The organism is Rhodococcus sp. 21391 (assembly GCF_016772255.1).
Taxonomy (GTDB): domain Bacteria; phylum Actinomycetota; class Actinomycetes; order Mycobacteriales; family Mycobacteriaceae; genus Rhodococcus_F; species Rhodococcus_F opacus.
In genome coordinates this window covers 1,811,053-1,831,072 of record NZ_CP063781.1, presented here as the reverse complement: position 1 = coordinate 1,831,072, position 20,020 = coordinate 1,811,053, and the positions used below count along the sequence as shown (strand labels likewise).

The following is a 20,020-nucleotide window of genomic DNA, read 5'->3' as shown; positions in this document are numbered from 1 at the left end:
ACGGTCGCCGTCAGTAGCGGCGCGCCCCGTAGAAGGGGAACTTCGCCATCGACTCGATCTTCACCGGAACACCGAACGTCGAGGCGTGGAGAATGTTGCCGTTTCCGGCATAGAGGCCGACGTGGGACGCGTCGTTGTAGAAGAGGACGACGTCGCCGGGCTGCAGGGCGTCGCGGGACACCGGGGTGCCGCCGCTGGCCTGCGCCTGACTGGACCTCGGCAGCGTCTTGCCGATCTGCTTGTACGCCCACACGACGAGTCCCGAGCAGTCGAATTCGTCCGGACCGGTGGCACCCCACACGTACGGGTCGCCGATGCGGGTCATGCCTGCCTGCAGCGCGCTCGTGCCCGAGCCGGGGGTGAGGTGCGCGAGGATCGTGTTCGGGTCGAAGCCGGGCGGGAAGGGCGTCCCCGCCAGCTGGTCGCGTTCGGCGCCGGTGAGATCTCCGAATGCCTTGATCACGTCGGCGATCTGCGCCTGCAGGTCGCTCTGTTTGCGTTGCAGGTCGTCGCTCACGGCTTTGGCCTGCTCGGTCGCGGACCGCGCGGCATCAGCGGACTTCTTCGACGCCTCGGCCGCCTCGGTGGCTTCCGACGTTGCCGATTGGAATTGCGCGACCTGATTGCGGGTGTCGTTGGAGATGGCGTCCAGAGCGGACATCTGGTCCAGGAGTTGCTGCGGCGAATCGCTCACCATCACGGCGAAGAGGCGATTGGTCCGTGCGCCCTGGTAGTTGGCGGTGGCGAGCTTGTTCACCACGGGCTGGAAGACGGCGACGCGCGCGTTGGCGGCGTCGAGCACACCCTGGTCGGCCGCAAGCTTGGCATCGGCGTCGCGTTGCGCCGATTGTTTGGCCTCGAGATCGATCTGCGCGTTGTGGAGTGCTTCCGACGTCTGCTCGGACTGCCGGGACAGGTCACCGAGCTTCGTCAGTGCTTCGGTCGGGTTGGTGGTGACCGGGTCTGCACCCGCCTGGATCGCGGGCAGCGACACGAGCGCCACCGATAGCACGCCGGCTGTCAGCACGCTGCCCAGGGAGCGCTTCATCTTGTGTGAGGCCACGGAAATGCAGTTCTCCGATCGTCGATCTCCACCAGCCGGGTCGGGTGTCCGGTGCGTGGCTCAGGGATTTCCGCGGCCGAGGCGACCGTGGAGTGCCGAAGAGGTGGTGACCCGCGTTGCCGCCCGGTTGGCGCGACAAGACTTCGCAAGGTCTCGGATAGGTTACGGAATGGCATACGTTTGTGTCCACCCATGTCACGAACGGTGGCGGGGACCACCGGCGAGTGGACGACTCGCTGCCTACCTGGGGCGCAACGACATCGAGGGTGGGTTCGAATCGCGATTCGAACCCACCCTCGATGGTCGTGCGAGATCCTACGAAGCTACCCCGTGCATCCCCGCCCTCGACTCGGTGGATGCCTCGCCTCGTGTGTGGATCAGTAGCGGCGTGCGCCGTCGAAAGGCATGGACGCGATGGGCGCCAACTTGACGGGCTGACCCTCGGTGGAGGCGTGGATCACGTTGCCGTTGCCGGCGTAGATGCCCGAGTGCGATCCGCCGTAGAAGGAGACCACGTCGCCGGGGCGGAGATCGGACTGCGACACGGGAGTGCCTGCCGCTGCCTGCGCGTAGCTGGTACGCGGCAGGTTCAGTCCGGCCTGCTTGAACGCCCACTGCACCAGGCCGGAGCAGTCGAACGAGTTGGGGCCCGCGGCGCCGTAGACGTACGGCGAGCCGAGCTTGGTCTGAGCAGCCTGAACGGCCTTGTCACCTGCGGTGCTGGCCGGCGCCGGGGGCGCGGGCAGGTTCGGGACACCGGGGATCTGCGGGATGACGACACCCGGGATCTCGAAGGTTCCGACTCCGGGGATGGTGACGGGATCTGCGGCCGCGGGGGCCGCGGTAGCGGTGAGCGCTCCGACTGCGAGCGCGCCGGCGACGACTGCCCGTCGCACACTCCGCTTGGAAACTTGTGACGCCACGAAAGGGGTGCTCCGTTTCTTCCATTCATCCGCCGACCGAGTTAGCTGACGGGTTCGGGCTGGGAAGATCAGCCCTACCCACCGGTGCGTGAGGACGTCCCGGCGGGATTCACCCCAGTAGAAACTTGGGTTCCCGGTACGACCGCTCTCGCGAGTGGCCGATTAGGCGGTGACTAGCGATGCTGCCCCGGTGTTGGGGCTGCGAGACTCCGCTAGGTCTCAGGAAGGTTACGAAATGGAATACCCCGATGTCGACCGGAACACGCGGAAAGTGTCCGTTTGGGCCGATTCCGGCTTTGCGGGCGCGCGATACCCACATTCGGTAACGACTGGATAACAAGCGGTTTGTTTCCGATCTCTTTCCGACAGCGGGAGTAGGCATTTCGCGGACCCTCACGACTCCCCGATTTCTCCCCACGCCGTGTTCCTGCTGTTCAACGGGGTGCCGCGGACCGAACCCGCGGCACGCGCCGGACCCGCAACAACCGACCGCCGCCCCACGCGAATCCCTCGTTCGCGGCCCCGCGGCCGCCCCTCGCACCGCCCGCGACCGCCGCCCGAGACGGGCAATGTGATCCTCGTCTCTCCGGGCTCTCCGGGCGGTTCTGTCGGTGCCCGTCCATACGCTCCGATCCGTGAGTGTTCCCGGTGTACCCGAACAGCTGAGATTCGACGAGCTCGACACCCCACTGCGGGACACCACGTTCGTGGTGGTCGATCTCGAGACCACCGGTGCACGACCGGGTGAGGACGCCATCACCGAGATCGGCGCCGTGAAGATCCGCGGAGGCGAGGTGATCGCCGAAATGGCCACTCTCGTCGACCCGGGACGGTCCATCCCGCCGCACATCGTGGAGATCACCGGCATCACCACCGCCATGGTGATCGACGCCCCCCGGATCGAGCGAGTGCTGCCGGCGTTCCTGGAGTTCGCACGCGGGGCCGTGCTCGTCGCCCACAACGCCCCGTTCGACACGGGCTTCCTCAAAGCCGCGGCGTCCGCCACCGACACCCCCTGGCCCAAGTTCACCGTGCTCTGCACCGTCAAACTGGCCAGGCGCGTCCTCAGCCGCGACGAAGCGCCGTCCGTCAAGCTGTCGTCGCTGGCCCGGCTGTTCGACGTCGGGACCACTCCGACCCACCGGGCACTCGACGACGCCCGTGCCACCGTCGACGTCCTGCACGCCCTGATCGCGAGGGTCGGCAATCAGGGGGTGCACAGTCTCACCGAACTCGTCGACTACCTGCCCGACGTCTCCTCACACCAGCGGGCGAAACGCTCACTCGCAAGCCATCTCCCCCACGCTCCCGGCGTCTACCTGTTCCGCGGACCGTCCGACGAGGTCCTCTACGTCGGCACGGCGACCGATCTGCGCCGGCGGGTGCGCAACTACTTCACCGGCTCCGAGACGCGTGGACGGATGAAGGAGATGGTGGCCCTGACCACCCGGATCGACCACGTCGAGTGCGCGCATGCGCTCGAGGCCGGTGTGCGCGAGCTCCGGCTGCTCGCCGCGCACACGCCGCCGTACAACCGGAGGTCCAAGTACCCGAAACGCGGCTGGTGGATCACGCTCACCGCGGAGGCATTCCCCCGGCTGTCGGTGGTGCGTACCCCGACCGCCGACTCGCTCGGTCCGTTCCGGTCCCGCTCGACCGCAGTCGACGTCGCCGACGTCCTCGCCGAGTACTGCATTCTCCGGACGTGCACGAGCCGCATCCCGAAGGGAAGGGAGCACGGTCCGCAGTGCCCGCCCCGCGAACTCGGACGCTGCCCGGCGTCCGTCCACGACCGCATGACGGAGGACGCCTACCGTCTCGGGCCGGAACTCTTCCGGCAGTTCCTGCGCGGCCTGGACGACGCCCCGCTGCACCGCATGCGCGCACGGGTGGAGGAGCTGGCCGCCGGCGAGTTGTTCGAGAACGCCGCACGCCTGCGTGATCGCACCGCGGAGGTCGTCCTCGCGTTGCGCAGAATGCAGCGCCTGGCCGCCCTCACCGCCCTCGATCAGCTCGTGGCCGCTCGCCCGGCCGTCACCGGCGGCTGGGAGTTCGCGGTGATCCGTTCCGGGCGACTCGCGTCCGCGGGCTGCGCCCGGCGCGGAATCCATCCGATGCCGGTGGTCGATGCGCTCGTGCTCACCGCCGAAACCGTCGTTCCCGACGCAACTCCGCTTCGCGGCGCGTCCCCCGAGGAGGCCGGGCTGCTGGCGCGCTGGCTCGACCAGGAGGACACCCGCATCGTCAGCGCCTCCGCGGGCTGGTGCGAGCCCGCACGGGGCGCCGGATCCTGGTCCGAGTGGTGCGCACTCGCGCGAGCGGGGAGCGCGTCGACACGGGACGCCGAGACCCGACCACCCGCGCCGAGTTCCGCCGACCACCGCTTAGGCTGGCGATCATGATCAACGCCATCGTCCTGATCCACGCCGAAGCCCACCGCATCCCGGAGACCGCTCAGGCGGTCGCCGACATCGAGGGCGTCGACAAGGTCTATTCCTGCGCAGGCGACGTCGACCTGATCGGGATCGTGCGGGTTCGGGACCACGCGAAGATCGCGGAGGTCGTCACCGAGGGAATCAACAAGGTGGACGGCGTCTCCCGGACGGCGACGCACATCGCGTTCCAGTCCTACTCCAGCGCCGATGTCGAAGCGGGCTTCTCGATCGGCGAATAGTTCCGCCGACTATTTGCTGGTGGAAAGGCCCGACGTGAGTTCGGCCCACCGCGCGAGCAGCGTCGCGGCCGCTCCACTGTCTATCGACTGTGCCGCCGTCGAGAGTCCGTCCGACAACGCGTCTTCGAGCGTGCGGCCGCCGAGTCCCCGATACGCCGCGATCGCCGCCGCGGCGTTGAGGAGGACCGCGTCGCGGACGGGTCCGGTCTCACCGGCGAGGAGTCGCCGCGCCACCGCCGCGTTCACCTCGGCGTCGCCGCCGCGCAGTTCGTCGAGCGACACCCGCGCGATCCCGATGTCCCGGGGATCGAGCTGACGGGTGGTCACCGCCCCGTCCGCCACGATGTGCACGGTCGACGTCGTCGACGTCGTCAACTCGTCCAGGCCGTCGTCACCTCGCACCACGAGCGCCGAGTTGCCGCGCTGCGCGAGCACACCGGCCACCACCGAGATCAGGCCCGGGAACGCGCAGCCGATGAGGCCGGCCCGCGGACGCGCCGGATTGGTGAGCGGTCCGAGCACGTTGAAGACGGTCGGGATGCCGATCTCCTTGCGCGGCGCGCCGGCGAAGCGCAGGGCGGGATGGAACACCGGCGCGAAGCAGAAACCGATGCCGACCTCCCGGACGCAGCGGGCCACCTCGTCGGGACCGAGATTGATCTTCACCCCGAGCGCCTCGAGAACGTCCGCCCCGCCGCTCTTGGAGGACGCCGCCCGGTTTCCGTGTTTGACGACGCGAATGCCGGACGCCGCGACCACGAGTGACGCCATCGTGGAGATGTTCACGGTGTTGGACCGGTCACCTCCGGTTCCGACGATGTCGACGACGTCGTCGTCGACGGGGACCTTGCGCGCGTGCCCGAGCATCGAGTCCGCCAGTCCGCGCAACTCCTCCGGTGTCTCGCCCTTCATCTTCAGGGCGACACCGAACGCCGCGATCTGCGCGGACGTGGCGTTGTCGGACATGATCTCGTCCATCGCCCACTTCGCCTCGTCCACCGAGAGGTCACGTCCGTCGGTGAGCGTGCCGAGGACCGACGGCCACGTGCGTGCCGGCCGCACACCGTCGTTCGTCCCCTGAGCAGTCGGGCTCTGCATCGTCGTGTCCCCTTGTACTAGTGGCGGATCCGGTCCTGGCAGCCTAGTCACCGGACGGATCGGACTCGCGCGCCGGTTGCGTCGCGTCCCAGCCGTCGACCGAGCCACCGAGTCGCTGCGCCAGCCCGGCCATTCTCGACCGTTCCTGAGAACAGTGCAGCGCGTCGAGGATCTGGACTCGCTGCAGCACGAGTCCGACCGTCGCACCGTCCTCGCCGGGGGATGCCTGCCTGTCCGGATTCTGCGGTCGGTAGCCGTCCTGGGCGGCGATCGACACGGCGTCGGCCACCGACGACGCGGGCAGCCTCAGATGGTGCCGCAGCACCGCTTCCGCGTCGGCGTCCCACCGCGGATCCTCGGCGGCGGCGCGGTCGAGCGCGGTCGAGCACGCCTCCACGTCGTCGAAGCTCGAGGCGACGACCACGAGGTCGTGCCGATCCTGATCGAGAGGGGCCGGTTGCCGACTGCCGAACAGCCTCCGCAGCCACCCCGTACTGTTGTCACGAGAGCGCATGACTCCACCCTTTCACGGTCCGCCACCAGGCTGTCAGCAGGGAGAATCGGACAACCGGGGCGCGTCTACGCGCCGAGGGTGGACCCGGGTAGTCGTCTCTTACGACGAAGCGTCATACTTCTGTCTGTGACGAGCGCAGTAGGGACTTCAGGATCAGCAATCACCCAACGCGTGCACTCGCTGAACCGACCTAACATGGTCAGCGTTGGCACCATCGTGTGGTTGTCAAGTGAGCTCATGTTCTTCGCAGGGCTCTTCGCCATGTATTTCGTGGCGCGAGCGCAGGCGAATGGGAACTGGCCGCCGGAGCCGACCGAGCTGAATCTGTTCCTCGCCGTACCGGTGACGCTGGTGCTGATCGCCTCGTCGTTCACCTGCCAGATGGGTGTGTTCGCGGCAGAGCGCGGCGACGTCTTCGGCCTCCGCCGGTGGTACCTCCTGACCCTGGCGATGGGCACGTTCTTCGTCCTCGGACAGGCCTACGAGTACATCCACCTCGTCGAGCACGGCACCTCGATCTCCAGCAGCGTGTACGGCTCGGTGTTCTACATGACCACCGGCTTCCACGGCATGCACGTGATCGGCGGCCTCATCGCGTTCGTCTTCCTGATCGCCCGCACCAAGGTCAGCAAGTTCACGCCCGCCCAGGCCACCGCCGCCATCGTCGTCTCGTACTACTGGCACTTCGTCGACATCGTGTGGATCGGTCTGTTCGCCACGATCTATTTCATCCGTTGATCAGCTGAACGCCCCAGGCAGCCCCCTGACGTCCAGTCCGTCCCGACATACCAAAGGGATACAGATGAGTTCATCCCCCCCTCCCGCATCCGATACCACAGCGTCTGCCGCGAAGGCACGCCGCCAGCGGAAGCTCCGCAGGCGCGTCACGGGCGCCCTGGTCCTGATGATGGGACTGGTCAGCGCCGGTTTCCTCGCGTCCGCGTTGACGCCGACCCCGCAGGTGGCCACCGCCACCGACGATCAGGCAGCACTGATCCGCGAGGGCAAGCAGTTGTACGACACCTCGTGCATCACGTGCCACGGCGCGAACCTGCAGGGTGTGCAGGACCGCGGCCCGAGCCTGATCGGTGTCGGCGAGGCCGCCGTCTACTTCCAGGTGTCGTCGGGACGCATGCCTGCCTCGCGTAACGAGGCCCAGGTCGAGCGCAAGCCCGTCAAGTTCGACGCCGAGCAGACGGACGCCATCGGCGCGTACGTCCAGGCCAACGGCGGCGGCCCCACGGTCATTCGCGACGAGAACGGCGAGGTCGCCCAGTCTTCGCTGCGCGGTGGCGACATCGGACGCGGCAGCGAACTGTTCCGCCTCAACTGCGCGTCCTGCCACAACTTCACCGGACGCGGCGGTGCACTCTCGTCCGGTAAGTACGCGCCGGTCCTCGACCCGGCCAGCGAGCAGCAGATCTACACCGCGATGGTCACCGGCCCGCAGAACATGCCCAAGTTCTCGGACCGTCAGCTGACCCTCGAGGAGAAGAAGGACATCATCGCCTACATCAAGTCGTCAGGCGAGACGAAGCAGCCCGGCGGCTACGGACTCGGCGGCATCGGTCCCGCCTCCGAGGGCTTGGCCATGTGGGTCATCGGAATCATCGCTGTCGTCGGTGCAGCACTGTGGATCGGAGCAAGGTCATGAGCGACGCTGGCCAGCCGGGCGGCGCCACGCCAAAGAAGTACACGGATGCAGAACTCGAGAACCTGAGCCGCGACGAACTGGTCGAGCTGGGAACCAACCTCGACCACGTCGACGTCGCGTTCCGCCGCAACCGCTGGGCGGTTCCGGGGACGAAGGCCGAGAAGCGCGCCGAGCGGTCGGTCGCCTTCTGGTTCGCCCTCTCCGGCATCTCCGCGATCGCGTTCATCGCGATCTACCTCTTCTGGCCCTGGGAGTACGCAGGCGCCGGCGAGGAGCACTACTCGGCCTACAGCCTGTACACGCCGCTGATCGGCCTCACCATGGGTCTCGCCATTCTCGGCCTCGGTGTCGGTGCGGTGCAGTTCACCAAGAAGTTCATCCCCGAAGAGGTGTCCATCCAGGACCGCCACGACGGTGGATCGTCCGAGGTCGACCGCAAGACGATCGTCGCGGAACTCGGCGACTCGTTCGACACGTCGACGCTGGGACGCCGCAAGCTCCTCAAGCGCACCCTCATCTTCGGCGGCGGTGCCCTCGGCATCATGTCCGTCATGCCCCTCGGTGGTCTGATCAAGAACCCGTGGGCCAAGCGTGACGACTCCCCGCTGTGGGTGTCGGGATGGACCCCCCGCTACGAGGGTGAAACCATCTACCTGCGCCGCGACACCGGTCGCCCCGAGGACGTCGTCCTCGTTCGCCCGGAAGACCTGGACGCCGGCGCCATGGAAACGGTGTTCCCGTTCCGTGAGTCCGATCGCGGCGACCACGACGCGCTGCTCGAGGCGCTGCGCGGCATCCGTAACGCAACCATGCTCATCCGCCTCCGCACGGAGGACGCGGCACGGGTCACCAAGCGCAAGGGCCAGGAGAGCTTCAACTACGGCGACTACTTCGCCTTCTCGAAGATCTGCACCCACCTCGGCTGCCCCACCTCCCTGTACGAACAGCAGACCAACCGAATCCTCTGCCCGTGCCACCAGTCGCAGTTCGATGCGCTGACCTACGGAAAGCCGATTTTCGGTCCGGCCGCTCGTGCACTTCCGCAGTTGCCTATTACAGTGAACGAAGAGGGTTTCCTAGTCACAACGGGTGACTACATCGAAGCTCTCGGCCCGGCATTTTGGGAGCGTCGACCGTGACCGACAACAAACCGTCCAAACTGAGCGCGATGGCCACCGGCCAGGCCGAAGCGATGGACTCGCGCTACCACCTCGCAGCGGGAATGCGGCGGCAGATCAACAAGGTCTTCCCCACCCACTGGTCGTTCCTGCTCGGCGAGATCGCGCTGTACAGCTTCGTCATCCTGCTGATCTCCGGTGTCTACCTGACCCTGTTCTTCGATCCGTCGATGGCGCACGTCGTCTACAACGGTGCGTACGAGCCCCTGCGCGGCGTCACGATGTCCCGCGCGTACGAGACCACGCTGAACATCTCGTTCGAGGTCCGTGGCGGCCTGTTCGTCCGTCAGATCCACCACTGGGCCGCGCTGATGTTCGCGGCGTCGATCGTCGTGCACCTGATGCGCATCTTCTTCACCGGCGCCTTCCGGCGTCCGCGTGAGGCCAACTGGGTCATCGGCTGCCTGCTGCTGATCCTGGCCATGTTCGAGGGATTCTTCGGCTACACCATCCCCGACGACCTGCTGTCCGGCACGGGCCTGCGCGCCGCGTTCTCCGGCATCACGCTGAGCATCCCGATCGCAGGCACCTGGATGCACTGGCTGATCTTCGGCGGCGACTTCCCCGGCGACCTGATCATCCCGCGCCTGTACGTCGCGCACGTCCTGCTGTTCCCGGGCATCATCCTCGCCCTGATCGCCGGTCACCTCGCGCTCGTCTGGTATCAGAAGCACACGCAGTTCCCCGGCCCCGGCCGCACGGAGAACAACGTCGTGGGTGTGCGCATCCTCCCGGTGTTCGCCGTCAAGTCGGGCGCGTTCTTCGCGATCACGTTCGGTGTTCTGGCCGTGATGGGTGGCGTGCTGCAGATCAACCCGGTCTGGACCATCGGCCCCTACAACCCGTCGCAGGTGTCGGCCGGTTCGCAGCCCGACATCTACATGATGTGGACGGACGGCCTGGCCCGTCTGTGGCCGGCATGGGACATCTACCTGTTCGACCGCTACACCATTCCGTCTGTGTTCGCTGTCGCGTTGATCATGGGTCTGGTGTTCACGGTGCTGATCGCCTACCCGTGGATCGAGAAGCGCCTGACGAAGGACGACGCTCACCACAACCTGCTGCAGCGTCCGCGTGACGTTCCGGTGCGTACCGCGATCGGTGCGATGGCGATTGCGTTCTACGCCGTCCTGACGATCTCCTGCATCAACGACATCATCGCGTACCACCTGAGCATCTCGCTGAACGCGATGACGTGGATCGGCCGCATCGGCATGGTGTTGCTGCCTCCGATCGCCTTCTTCGTGGCCTACCGGTTCTGCCTGGGTCTCCAGCGCAGCGACCGTGAGGTCCTCGAGCACGGCATCGAGACCGGCATCATCAAGCGGATGCCGAACGGCCAGTACATCGAGATCCACCAGCCGCTCGGCCCGGTCGACGACCACGGTCATCCGATCCCGCTCGAGTACCAGGGTGCGACCGTCCCGAAGAAGATGAACAAGCTCGGTTCCGCCGGCAAGCCCGGTTCCGGCAGCCTCGTCACGGCCGACCCGGTCGAGGAGAGCCTGGCTCTCGAGCACGCCCTGCACCACGGCGAGCACGAGCAGCTCACGATGCTGCGGGAGTACCAGGACCGCGCCCACGGCAACGGTTCGTCGGCTTCCGGCAACGGATCGTCCGGCAACGGCGAGGCCCACTAGCCTCACCTCCGCAACCGAGCAGAGCCCCGAACCACTTCCGGTTCGGGGCTCTGCTCGTCTGTGGGCTTGCCCGCTCCCCTCCCCCGCGGCTGTGCGCGGAACACGAGCGCGACCGCCCCGAGTCCCAGAAGTAGACCGAGCGCGGTGAGGATTCCGAACGGCTCGCCGAACATCACGGTCCCCCAGATCGCCGTCACCGGTGCCATCAGGAACATCAGGGCATTGACCCGGGTGACCCCGCTCCGACGCAGCACGAGCCAGTACAGGCCGTAGCCGCCGAACGTGGACAGGCCGATCAACCAGGCCACCGACCACCAGAACGATGCCGTCGGCGGTGGCGACACCTGTCGGGCGCACGCGGCGAGGGCGGTGAAGAGCACGGCACTGGTCGCGCAGTGCACGGTCATGGCCACGACGGGGTCGGTGTCGGTCGGTGAGCGACTCTCCAGGAAGGTCGCGGCCACCAGCGACAGCATCCCGGCGAACGGCACGAGATACGCCCACCACGACACGCCGGACCCAGAGGTGGCGTCGCCTGCGGTGACGATCACAACCCCTGCCAGTCCCAGCAGCAGCCCCCACCACTGCCGGGGCGCGACGTACTGCCCCAGCAGCGGGCCGGCCAGTACGGCGACGACCAGGGGCTGGGTGCCGTCGATCAGCGCGGTGGTACCGGTCGAGACGCCGAGCCCGATCGCCTGGTAGACGGTCAGCAGATATCCGGTCTGCGACAGCGCGCCGACCGTCACCTGACGACCGAACGCTCGGGACCCGAGTCCACGCCACCGTGCGCGGTCGAACAGCGCGGCCGCCAGGGCGAGTGCCAGGGCGAGTGGCAGGAACCGCCAGGTCAGAACCGTCAGGGGGGACGCGTCCCCGGCGCCGAGTTTGGCCCCGATGAAGCCGGAGCTCCAGCACAGGACGAACAGCACGGCGAGAAACGCATTCACAACTGACCACCACCCAAGTAAACAGATCGGTATACCTCTCCAACCTATACCGATCTGTATACTTTTGTCATGGATTCTGTGCCGTCCCCGCGACGCGTCGCACTGACCCCGGGAGCGAGGCGAGCGCTGGACGCGGCCGGCCGCCTCTTCTACGAGCGGGGAATTCACGCGGTCGGCGTGGATCTCATCGCCGCCGAGGCCGGCGTCACGAAGAAGACGCTCTACGACCGCTTCGGATCGAAGGAACAGATCGTGGTCGAGTACCTCGCCGACCGGGACGAGCGGTGGCGGGCATTCCTCGCAGCCCACCTCGACACCGTCGGCGACTCCCCCGAGCGGCGCCTGACGGCGATCTTCGACGCGTCCGGGGAGTGGACCGCGGAGAACAGCGCGAAAGGGTGCAGCATGGTTAACGCGCACGCGGAGATCAGCGACCCGTCACATCCGGCGTACGCGGTCATCATCGGCCAGAAACGGTGGATGCTCGACCTGTTCACGGGGGTGTGCCGGGACGCCTCGGTGCGCGATCCGGAGACACTCGCGCGCACCATCATGCTGCTCCACGAAGGCGCCCTGGTCTCGCACGGATTGCACGTGTTTCCCGAGGCGGTACGACTCGCGTCCGATCAGGCGGCGGCACTCCTCGCCGCCGCGGCGGACCCAGCCGGCTAGGACCGACGACAAAGCAGAGGCGCCGAACCCTGATGGGATTCGGCGCCTCCGCTGTCCGACTGTGGTTGGAACTAGTGCTTCTCGGGCCCGACGTAGTACTCGAAGACGAGGCCTGCAGCGGCCGCGAGCACAGCAATCACGGCGACCACGAGCATCCACGGCTGGAAGAACGCCATCGAGACCGCGACGAATGCGGCGGCAGCGGCGAGCAGGATCGGCCAGTAGCTACCGGGGCTGAAGAAGCCCAGGTCGCCTGCGCCGTCGGCGATCTCCGCGTCCTCGTAGTCCTCGGGGCGGGTGTCGAGGCGACGGGCGACGAACCGGAAGTACGTTCCGATGATCAGTGTCAGTCCCGCCGACAGGCAGATGCCTGTCAGACCCGCCCACTCGATACCGGTTCGTGAAACGGCGGTGAAGACGCCGTAGACGATCGCGACGAGAATGAAGAATACCGTCAGGATCTCGAAGAGCTTGGCTTCGATCTTCATATCAGCACTTGTCCTTGGTCAGTGAGGTATCAGCAGCAGGTTCAGTTACCTTCGACACCGCTCGCCTGCTTGTAGCCGCGATCGGTGGTGAAGGGAGACGTCGACGTCGCAACCGGGGACTCGCCGATGGCCTGCAGAGCCTCCGCCGTGGTCAGATCCCGGCCGCCCTCGCTCGCCGGCTTACGCAGCTCGATGTACTGCGCGAACTTGTCGGGGCTCACGGCGCGAACCTCGAAGTTCATCATCGCGTGGAACGTGCCGCACATCTCGGCGCAGCGCCCGACGAAGGCACCTTCCTTCTCGATCTCACTGATCTGGAAGACGTTGTCGGAGTGGTTCTCCTTCGGGTTCGGGTTCACGTCGCGCTTGAACAGGAACTCCGGCACCCAGAAGGCGTGGATGACATCGGCCGAGGCCAGTTCGAACTGGATCCGCTTGCCGGTCGGCAGGACGAGGATCGGGATCTCGTTGCTCGAGCCGATCGTCTCGATCTTGTCGTAGTGCAGGTAGGACAGGTCCTGCGGGGTCTTGCCGTGGATCGGCCCGGGCTGAGCGTGCTCACCCTCGGCCTCCGCCTCGGATGCCGGTGCGGACTCGACCGCAGCCTGCGCTTCCTGATCGACGCCGTCGTACTTGCCGCCACCCTCACCGAGGTCGATGGAGCGGTAGCCGAACTTCCAGTTCCACTGGTACGCAGTGACATCCACCACCACGTTGGGGTTGTCCTCCTTCTCGAGGACATGGTTCTGCACGATCACCGTGAAGTAGAACAGCACGGCGATGATGACGAACGGAACCGCGGTGTACGCCAGCTCGAGCGGCACGTTGTATGCCGTCTGCCGTGGGAACTCGGGTGAGTCCTTCTTCTTACGGTGGAAGATCACCGCCCAGAAGGTGAGTCCCCACACCAGCACACCCATGACGAGGGCGGCGATGACCGACCAGGTCCACAGTTCACGCATGCGGTGCGCCTGCGGGGTTACGCCCGAAGGCCACCCGAAACGAAGCACCTCGTTGTCGATTGAACAACCCGACAGCAGCAAGGCAGCAATGCCCAAAGATACTGCCAACCCTGCCCGCCGAAGGATCCGACCTTGCGCCACGTTCACGCCTTCCTGATCGCCGCAAATTCCACTAGGGCACACCCGATGGGAAGGCCCAATTACTACGCAGCGTAGACCAAAGGTGGCGGCTCTCCATCCTCGGGTCGGGCGACGACGTGTCGCTGCCGACGCCGCGGCGGTGCCGCTGATCGCGCCGGGGGCACCGTCACCGGCGGCCCGAACCGGACGCTCCGGCAATCTGCGGCATACTTTCCGGCAGAGATCCCTGACCACTCCACCTCGTGGAGCCTTCCAAGATTCTGAATTGAGGTACCGGACGCTGTGTGCGGACTGCTCGGGCTACTGACCTCTGGAGAAACCAGCGACAACGCCGTCTCACAGGTCGACCAGGCGATGCACTGCCTGCGGCACCGTGGGCCGGACGAGCACGGGACCTGGCACGACGACCACCTGGTCTTCGGGTTCAATCGGCTGTCGATCATCGACATCGAACACTCCCACCAGCCCCTGCGGTGGGGTCCGGCGGAGAATCCGGAACGCTACGCGCTGACGTTCAACGGCGAGATCTACAACTACCTCGAGGTTCGGGCCGAACTCGCCGAGCAGTTCGGTGCGCAGTTCGTCACAGAGGGCGACAGCGAGGCCATCGTCGCTGCGTTCCACTACTGGGGCGAGGACGCGGTCCGCCGCCTGCGCGGCATGTTCGCGTTCGCGATCTGGGACACGGAGACGCGGGAATTGTTCCTCGCGCGCGATCCGTTCGGCATCAAACCGCTCTTCCTGGCGACGGGCGTCGGCGGTACCGCGTTCGGTAGCGAGAAGAAGAGCCTGCTGGAACTGGCGAGCCTGATCGGCATCGGCACCGAACTCGATCCGCGGGCCGTCGAGCACTACACCGTCCTTCAATACGTGCCGGAGCCGGAAACCCTCCACAAGCAGATCCGCCGGCTCGAGTCCGGCTGCTTCGCGCGCGTGCGGCCGGGCGAAGAACCCGTGATCACCCGCTATTTCGCGCCCACGTTCCCGGTGCGTCCGTTCGCCGCGGGCACCGAGCAGGCCCGGTACCGCGAGATCGCGGAGGCGCTCGAGGATTCGGTCGCCAAGCACATGCGCGCCGACGTCACGGTCGGTTCCTTCCTGTCGGGTGGTATCGACTCGACGGCCATCGCGGCGCTCGCGATGCGGCACAACCCGAACCTGATCACGTTCACCACCGGTTTCGAGCGCGAAGGCTATTCCGAGGTCGACGTCGCAGCCGAATCCGCGGAAGCGATCGGCGCGCGTCACGTGGTGAAGGTGGTGAGCCCGTCCGAGTTCGCCGCCGCCATCCCCGAGATCGTGTGGTACCTCGACGACCCCGTCGCCGATCCCGCGCTGGTGCCGTTGTGGTTCGTGGCCAAGGAGGCGCGCAAGCACGTCAAGGTCGTGCTGTCCGGCGAGGGCGCCGACGAGCTGTTCGGCGGCTACACCATCTACCGCGAGCCGATTTCGCTGAAGCCGTTCGAGTACCTGCCCAAGGGACTGCGGCGGGCCGCCGGGAAGCTGTCCGAGCGCATCCCCGAGGGCACCCGCGGAAAGAGCCTGCTCAACCGCGGTTCACTGACCCTGGAAGAGCGGTACTACGGCAACGCCCGCAGCTTCAACGACGCACAGTTGCGCGCCGTCCTGCGCGACTTCCGGCCGGAGTGGACGCACCGCGACGTCACCGACCCGATCTACGCGCAGTCGCAGGGGTGGGATCCGGTGGCCCGGATGCAGCACCTGGACCTGTTCACGTGGTTGCGCGGCGACATCCTCGTCAAGGCCGACAAGATGACGATGGCCAACTCGCTCGAACTTCGGGTGCCGTTCCTCGACCCCGAGGTCTTCAAGGTGGCGTCGCAGGTGCCGCTGGATCAGAAGATCACCAAGAGCACCACCAAGTACGCGCTGCGTCAGGCACTGGAAGGCATCGTGCCCGGGCACGTGCTCCATCGGGCGAAGCTGGGCTTCCCGGTGCCGCTGCGGCACTGGCTGCGCGGCACCGAACTGTTCGACTGGGCACACGAGCAGATCGCGGCGTCGGGCACCGATCACCTGCTCGACAAGGCGGCGATCGCGAAGATGCTGAACGACCACCGGGACGGCGTGTCCGACCACAGCCGTCGCCTGTGGACCGTGCTGATCTTCATGGTCTGGCACGGCATCTTCGTGGAGAACCGCATCGTTCCGGAGATCGCCGAGCCGGCGTATCCGGTCTCGCTGTAGGCGCTTCGCGCCCGTGCGCCTTTTTGGTCGTTGGCGCTGCCAAAAAGGCGCACGGGCGGCGGAGCCGCCTCCTACGGAAGAACGGCAGCGATCTCGTCGGCGGCGGTGGAGCCGTAGGCGTCCGCGAGGCGCTTGACGGCCTCGTCGCGGTCGAACGTCCATTCCTGGGTTCCGACGGTCTCCAGCACCAGCACCGCCACCAGCGACCCCAGCTGCGCGGAGCGCTCGAAACTCAGGCCCGCGCTGTGCGCGAGGAGGAATCCGGCCCGGAATCCGTCACCGACACCGGTCGGGTCGACCTTCGCCTTCTCGGGAACGACGGCGACGCGGGTCCAGTTGCCCTCGGAGTCGACGATCTCGACGCCCTTGGAACCGAGGGTCGTGACGCGCACGCCGACCTGAGCGCGGATCTCCTCTTCGGTCAGTCCGGTCTTCTGCCGCAGCAGTCCCCACTCGTACTCGTTCGTGAACAGGTATTTTGCGCCACGGATCAGCGCCGATGCCTCGTCGCCGTTCAGTCGGGCGAGCTGCTGCGACGGGTCGGCGGCGAACGGGATTCCCTGCCGGCGGCATTCCTCGGTGTGGCGGATCATCGCCTCGGGGTCGTTGGCGCCGATCAGGACCAGCTCGAGCGCTTCGGCGTCCTGCGCGATACCGGACAGCTGGATTTCGCGGGCCTCACTCATCGCACCGGGGTAGAACGACGCGATCTGCGCCATGTCCTCGTCGGTGGTGCACACGAAACGCGCGGTGTGTGCGGTGGTCGAGATCCGGACGGCGGTGCAGTCGACACCGTTGCTCTCGAGCCACTGGCGGTAGTCCGCGAAGTCGGCCCCGACAGCCCCGACCAGTAGTGGAGATCCACCGAGGACGCCCATGGCGTAGGCGATGTTGCCGCCCACTCCCCCGCGCCGGACTACGAGGTCGTCGACCAGGAAGCTCAACGAGATGTGGCTGAGCTGATCGGCGAGCAGCTGCTCGGCGAACCGGCCCGGAAACCGCATCAGGTGGTCGGTGGCGATGGAACCGGTAACCGCAATTGTCACGGGCGGATGCCTTTCGATGAGTTCGGTCGGGATTTCTCACCGTACCCCGGGGTACCACCATGATCAGTCGGCAGCACGGGGACCCGGGTACGTGGAGATCGGGCACGAAAAAAGTCTGACGCGGCAGCCGGTGGGCGCCGCGTCAGACTTGTCGATTCAGTTGTACTTCGGCCTGGGACTCAGTTGAAGGAGTCGCCGCAGGCGCACGAACCGGTCGCGTTGGGGTTGTCGATGGTGAAACCCTGCTTCTCGATGGTGTCGACGAAGTCGATCGAGGCACCCTCGACGTACGGCGCGCTCATCCGGTCCACCGCGAGGGCGACGCCACCGAAGTCCACGATCAGGTCGCCGTCCAGGTTCCGGTCGTCGAAGAACAGCTGGTAACGCAGCCCTGCGCAGCCGCCGGGTTGCACGGCGATACGCAGTGCAAGGTCGTCACGACCTTCCTGATCGAGCAGCGCCTTCGCCTTGGCGGACGCGGCTTCGGTCATCTTGACGCCGTGGACGGCGGTCTCGTTCTGCACAGTCATGGGCTCTCCCTGTAGTTCGTAACAAACCCGTGAGCGCTTCAACGGTACTCCGCGCCCGACTTATTCCCGGGTTCCATTCCCTGCGGCAGCGTCCGCAGATCGATCCACGTCCATGGTATCCGACGTCGCGGATTCGGGTTACTGCCCTGCGGCCGCACCGTCCCATCCGCGGGCTGCGGCGGCGGCAAGGTCTCTCAGCTGCGCGTATGCGTCCGACATCGCGAGTTCGACCGATCCCGCGTGGTCCACCAGCGACAGTGCGTCGTCGATGCCCGCGCTGTCGAGATCCGCGGGGTCGAGGAGCACCTGCCCGGCCAGGACGAGCGTCGCGATCGACCGCCGGCGGGCGGCAGCGGCAAGCGCGATCACGAGTTTCCCGCGCAGCGACTGCTGGTCGAGCCGGCCTTCCCCGGTGATCACGAGCTGGGCAGAGGCGAGTTGCCGATCCTGCCGGGTGCGTTGCGCGACCACGTGAGCACCGGATTCTCGGGTCGCGCCGAGGGCGAGCAGCGCGGCCCCGATGCCACCGGCGGCGCCGGCGCCGGCCTCGGCGGCGACCTCCCGGGCCGTCACCCGCTGCAGTTGTCCCGCCCATGCGGCGTTCCGGTCCTCGAGGAATGCGACGGTGTCGGGGTCGGCGCCCTTCTGCGGTCCGAATACGCGGGCGGCGCCGTGCTCGCCGAGCAACGGGTGCTCGACATCGGACGCGGCCACCAGTTCCACCGAGCGCAGGCGGGCGACGGCGGCGTCCGCGCTCCCGAAACCCTGCGCGAGGGCTTCGACGAGGCCGCGGCCGCCGTCGGTGCAACTGCTGCCGCCGAGACCGACGACGATTCTGCTCGCCCCGGCATCGAGTGCGGCTACCACGAGTTGGCCGACGCCCCGGCTGTGCGCGTCGCGGGCGGTGCGGGGCGTCGGCGGTCCGCCCAGCAGTCCGAGTCCGCAGGCCTGGGCGGATTCGAGGTAGGCGTCGGTGCCGTCGAGGAGCCAGCGGGCCGTGACGTCGGCGCCGAGGGGCCCTTCCACGACCGCGGTCCGGACGGTGCCGCCCGCAGCGGCGACCACGTCGACGAACCCAGGGCCGCCGTCGGACTGCGGCGCCTCGATCAGCTGGTCGTCCGGGCGCACGGCCGACCATCCCGCCGCGATCGCGGCGGTCGCCTCGACGGCGGTCAGCGTTTCACCGAAGGAGTCCGGTGCGATCATCACTCGCATCGGCGAAGTGTATGGCGACGGGCCCGACCCGGCATTTCGATGTGAGGGCGGTTTTCCTCCCGGCGCCGTCTTCCCATACTCTGGAAGGGTGAAATTGCTACGCCGCGGTGATTCGGACAATTCAGACAAGCGGGACGTCGAGGTCGCCGAGTCGTCCACGGCCCCGGAGGCGGAGTCCGCCGAACAGGCAGGCAAGGGCCGCCCGACCCCCAAGCGACGCGACGCCGAGGCGAAGCGGCGCGGACCGGTCGCGCCCGCGCCCCTGACGGCGAAAGAGGCACGCGCCCGTAAGAAGGCCACCCGCGGTAGCAAGGAAGAGCGCAAGGTCGCCGCGGCGGAGCGACGCGCCACCGCCGCCGAGCGACGCGCCCGCATGCTCGCCGGCGAGGACAAGTATCTCCTCCCCCGCGACAAGGGCCCGGTCCGCGCGTACGTCCGCGACATCGTGGACGCCCGGCGCAACCTGGTCGGCCTGTTCATGCCGCTGGCCCTGGTTCTCATCATGGCGATGTTCGTCAGCCCGGCGCTGCAGGCGATCGTGACGCTCGCCATGCTCATCATGATGATGTTCATGGCCATCGAGGGCGTCTGGCTGGGCCGCAAGATCAACAATCAGGTGCGGGAGCGCTTCCCGGACACCCCCGACGGCGGTTTCAAGCTCGGGTGGTACGCGTTCGTGCGTGCGTCGCAGATCCGCAAGCTGCGCGCCCCCAAGCCGCGGGTGCGCCCCGGCGACGCCATCTGACGGTCAGTTGTGGGGCGCGCGGTGCGTCTCGGCGAGCAGCCGCCCCAGGTCGGCGCCGCGGTCGTAGGACAGGTCGGTCATGGGATCGGCCGGTCGGAAGAAGTTGTCGCGGTAGCTTTTCCGCAGTCGCGGATGGAGTGGACCCAGGTGCCGACCGGCGTACATCACGGCCGCATGCAGCACGAGGAGAAGTGCAACGAGGACGAGGAATTCGGTCATGGCTGAAATTTTCCGCGCATTCACTTCCCGCCAACAGTGGCGGAATTGACGTTCTTCGTCAAAATACTGCCACTCCGGTGGGTTGGTAGCGTTTCCCTCC

20 protein-coding genes and 1 riboswitch are annotated in these 20,020 nt (G+C 67.1%); of the genes, 9 read left to right on the top strand and 11 right to left on the bottom strand.

Translation table 11 applies throughout. The features are described 5' to 3' along the window. Window positions 1–10: 10 nt before the first annotated feature. Together GO592_RS08695 and GO592_RS08690 are read right to left on the bottom strand one after the other, a co-directional pair. Entirely contained in the window at window positions 11–1,063 is a 1,053-nt protein-coding gene (locus GO592_RS08695) for a C40 family peptidase (RefSeq protein WP_005260128.1), read from the bottom strand. A gap of 377 nt (window positions 1,064–1,440) precedes the next feature. Beyond that, window positions 1,441–1,986, bottom strand: a complete 546-nt coding sequence (locus GO592_RS08690; protein WP_039951278.1) for an NlpC/P60 family protein — start codon at window positions 1,984–1,986, stop codon at window positions 1,441–1,443. 14 nt (window positions 1,987–2,000) lie between these two features. Then, a riboswitch (cyclic di-AMP (ydaO/yuaA leader) is annotated at window positions 2,001–2,165 on the bottom strand. Window positions 2,166–2,621: 456 nt separating this feature from the next. Here GO592_RS08690 and GO592_RS08685 point away from each other — a divergent pair. Further along, window positions 2,622–4,388 (top strand): DEDD exonuclease domain-containing protein, encoded by a 1,767-nt coding sequence (locus GO592_RS08685; protein ID WP_007297465.1) that lies wholly within the window; start codon window positions 2,622–2,624, stop codon window positions 4,386–4,388. Beyond that, a complete protein-coding gene (locus GO592_RS08680; RefSeq protein WP_007297466.1) occupies window positions 4,385–4,660 on the top strand; it encodes an Lrp/AsnC family transcriptional regulator in 276 nt (91 codons plus the stop codon). Before GO592_RS08685 ends, GO592_RS08680 begins: the two co-directional genes overlap by 4 nt. A 9-nt stretch (window positions 4,661–4,669) precedes the next feature. On the opposite strand, the gene trpD is transcribed toward GO592_RS08680, so the two are convergent. Next, window positions 4,670–5,758 carry an anthranilate phosphoribosyltransferase gene (trpD, locus tag GO592_RS08675; RefSeq protein ID WP_039951279.1) on the bottom strand — a complete coding sequence of 363 codons (1,089 nt, stop codon included), beginning with the start codon at window positions 5,756–5,758 and terminating at the stop codon, window positions 4,670–4,672. A 43-nt stretch (window positions 5,759–5,801) separates the two neighbouring features. Next, window positions 5,802–6,272, bottom strand: coding sequence for a ribonuclease E inhibitor RraB (locus GO592_RS08670; RefSeq protein ID WP_007297468.1), 471 nt, complete (start codon window positions 6,270–6,272; stop codon window positions 5,802–5,804). A gap of 126 nt (window positions 6,273–6,398) precedes the next feature. Here GO592_RS08670 and ctaE point away from each other — a divergent pair, with 126 nt between their 5' ends. The 4 genes from ctaE to qcrB all read left to right on the top strand — a co-directional run bounded on the left by ctaE (window position 6,399) and on the right by qcrB (window position 10,744). Continuing rightward, window positions 6,399–7,010 carry an aa3-type cytochrome oxidase subunit III gene (gene ctaE, locus GO592_RS08665; RefSeq protein ID WP_005260123.1) on the top strand — a complete coding sequence of 204 codons (612 nt, stop codon included), beginning with the start codon at window positions 6,399–6,401 and terminating at the stop codon, window positions 7,008–7,010. A gap of 64 nt (window positions 7,011–7,074) precedes the next feature. Next, on the top strand, window positions 7,075–7,926 hold the full coding sequence (qcrC, locus tag GO592_RS08660; RefSeq protein WP_005247712.1) for a cytochrome bc1 complex diheme cytochrome c subunit: 852 nt from the start codon (window positions 7,075–7,077) through the stop codon (window positions 7,924–7,926). Next, on the top strand, window positions 7,923–9,065 hold the full coding sequence (qcrA, locus tag GO592_RS08655; RefSeq protein WP_005247713.1) for a cytochrome bc1 complex Rieske iron-sulfur subunit: 1,143 nt from the start codon (window positions 7,923–7,925) through the stop codon (window positions 9,063–9,065). The genes qcrC and qcrA overlap by 4 nt, the downstream gene beginning before the upstream one ends. A gap of 29 nt (window positions 9,066–9,094) precedes the next feature. Beyond that, window positions 9,095–10,744 carry a cytochrome bc1 complex cytochrome b subunit gene (qcrB, locus tag GO592_RS08650; RefSeq protein ID WP_050787461.1) on the top strand — a complete coding sequence of 550 codons (1,650 nt, stop codon included), beginning with the start codon at window positions 9,095–9,097 and terminating at the stop codon, window positions 10,742–10,744. Between the two features lie 2 nt (window positions 10,745–10,746). On the opposite strand, the gene GO592_RS08645 is transcribed toward qcrB, so the two are convergent. After that, complete coding sequence (locus GO592_RS08645) at window positions 10,747–11,694, bottom strand: DMT family transporter (RefSeq protein ID WP_007297469.1); 948 nt, start codon at window positions 11,692–11,694, stop codon at window positions 10,747–10,749. A gap of 69 nt (window positions 11,695–11,763) precedes the next feature. Between GO592_RS08645 and GO592_RS08640 the strand changes: the two genes are divergently transcribed. Further along, a complete protein-coding gene (locus tag GO592_RS08640; protein ID WP_039951280.1) occupies window positions 11,764–12,366 on the top strand; it encodes a TetR/AcrR family transcriptional regulator in 603 nt (200 codons plus the stop codon). Between the two features lie 71 nt (window positions 12,367–12,437). Here GO592_RS08640 and GO592_RS08635 read toward each other — a convergent pair whose 3' ends face one another. Both GO592_RS08635 and ctaC read right to left on the bottom strand, forming a co-directional pair. Continuing rightward, a complete protein-coding gene (locus GO592_RS08635; protein ID WP_007297471.1) occupies window positions 12,438–12,854 on the bottom strand; it encodes a cytochrome c oxidase subunit 4 in 417 nt (138 codons plus the stop codon). A 41-nt stretch (window positions 12,855–12,895) separates the two neighbouring features. Continuing rightward, the gene (gene ctaC / locus GO592_RS08630) at window positions 12,896–13,963 is read right to left on the bottom strand and encodes an aa3-type cytochrome oxidase subunit II (RefSeq protein WP_016880030.1); all 1,068 of its coding nucleotides are present in this window, start codon (window positions 13,961–13,963) and stop codon (window positions 12,896–12,898) included. 276 nt (window positions 13,964–14,239) lie between these two features. Here ctaC and asnB point away from each other — a divergent pair, with 276 nt between their 5' ends. Further along, window positions 14,240–16,165 carry an asparagine synthase (glutamine-hydrolyzing) gene (gene asnB / locus GO592_RS08625; RefSeq protein ID WP_007297472.1) on the top strand — a complete coding sequence of 642 codons (1,926 nt, stop codon included), beginning with the start codon at window positions 14,240–14,242 and terminating at the stop codon, window positions 16,163–16,165. A gap of 71 nt (window positions 16,166–16,236) precedes the next feature. Here asnB and GO592_RS08620 read toward each other — a convergent pair whose 3' ends face one another. The 3 genes from GO592_RS08620 to GO592_RS08610 form a co-directional block, all read right to left on the bottom strand. Continuing rightward, on the bottom strand, window positions 16,237–17,211 hold the full coding sequence (locus GO592_RS08620; RefSeq protein ID WP_007297473.1) for a carbohydrate kinase family protein: 975 nt from the start codon (window positions 17,209–17,211) through the stop codon (window positions 16,237–16,239). Between the two features lie 179 nt (window positions 17,212–17,390). Next, the gene (locus GO592_RS08615; protein ID WP_005247725.1) at window positions 17,391–17,741 is read right to left on the bottom strand and encodes an iron-sulfur cluster assembly accessory protein; all 351 of its coding nucleotides are present in this window, start codon (window positions 17,739–17,741) and stop codon (window positions 17,391–17,393) included. 138 nt (window positions 17,742–17,879) lie between these two features. Next, the gene (locus GO592_RS08610) at window positions 17,880–18,956 is read right to left on the bottom strand and encodes a glycerate kinase family protein (RefSeq protein ID WP_039951281.1); all 1,077 of its coding nucleotides are present in this window, start codon (window positions 18,954–18,956) and stop codon (window positions 17,880–17,882) included. 88 nt (window positions 18,957–19,044) lie between these two features. Here GO592_RS08610 and GO592_RS08605 point away from each other — a divergent pair, with 88 nt between their 5' ends. Further along, complete coding sequence (locus tag GO592_RS08605) at window positions 19,045–19,701, top strand: DUF3043 domain-containing protein (RefSeq protein WP_007297475.1); 657 nt, start codon at window positions 19,045–19,047, stop codon at window positions 19,699–19,701. Between the two features lie 3 nt (window positions 19,702–19,704). Here GO592_RS08605 and GO592_RS08600 read toward each other — a convergent pair whose 3' ends face one another. Beyond that, complete coding sequence (locus tag GO592_RS08600; protein ID WP_007297476.1) at window positions 19,705–19,920, bottom strand: hypothetical protein; 216 nt, start codon at window positions 19,918–19,920, stop codon at window positions 19,705–19,707. Between the last annotated feature and the right edge of the window lie 100 nt (window positions 19,921–20,020).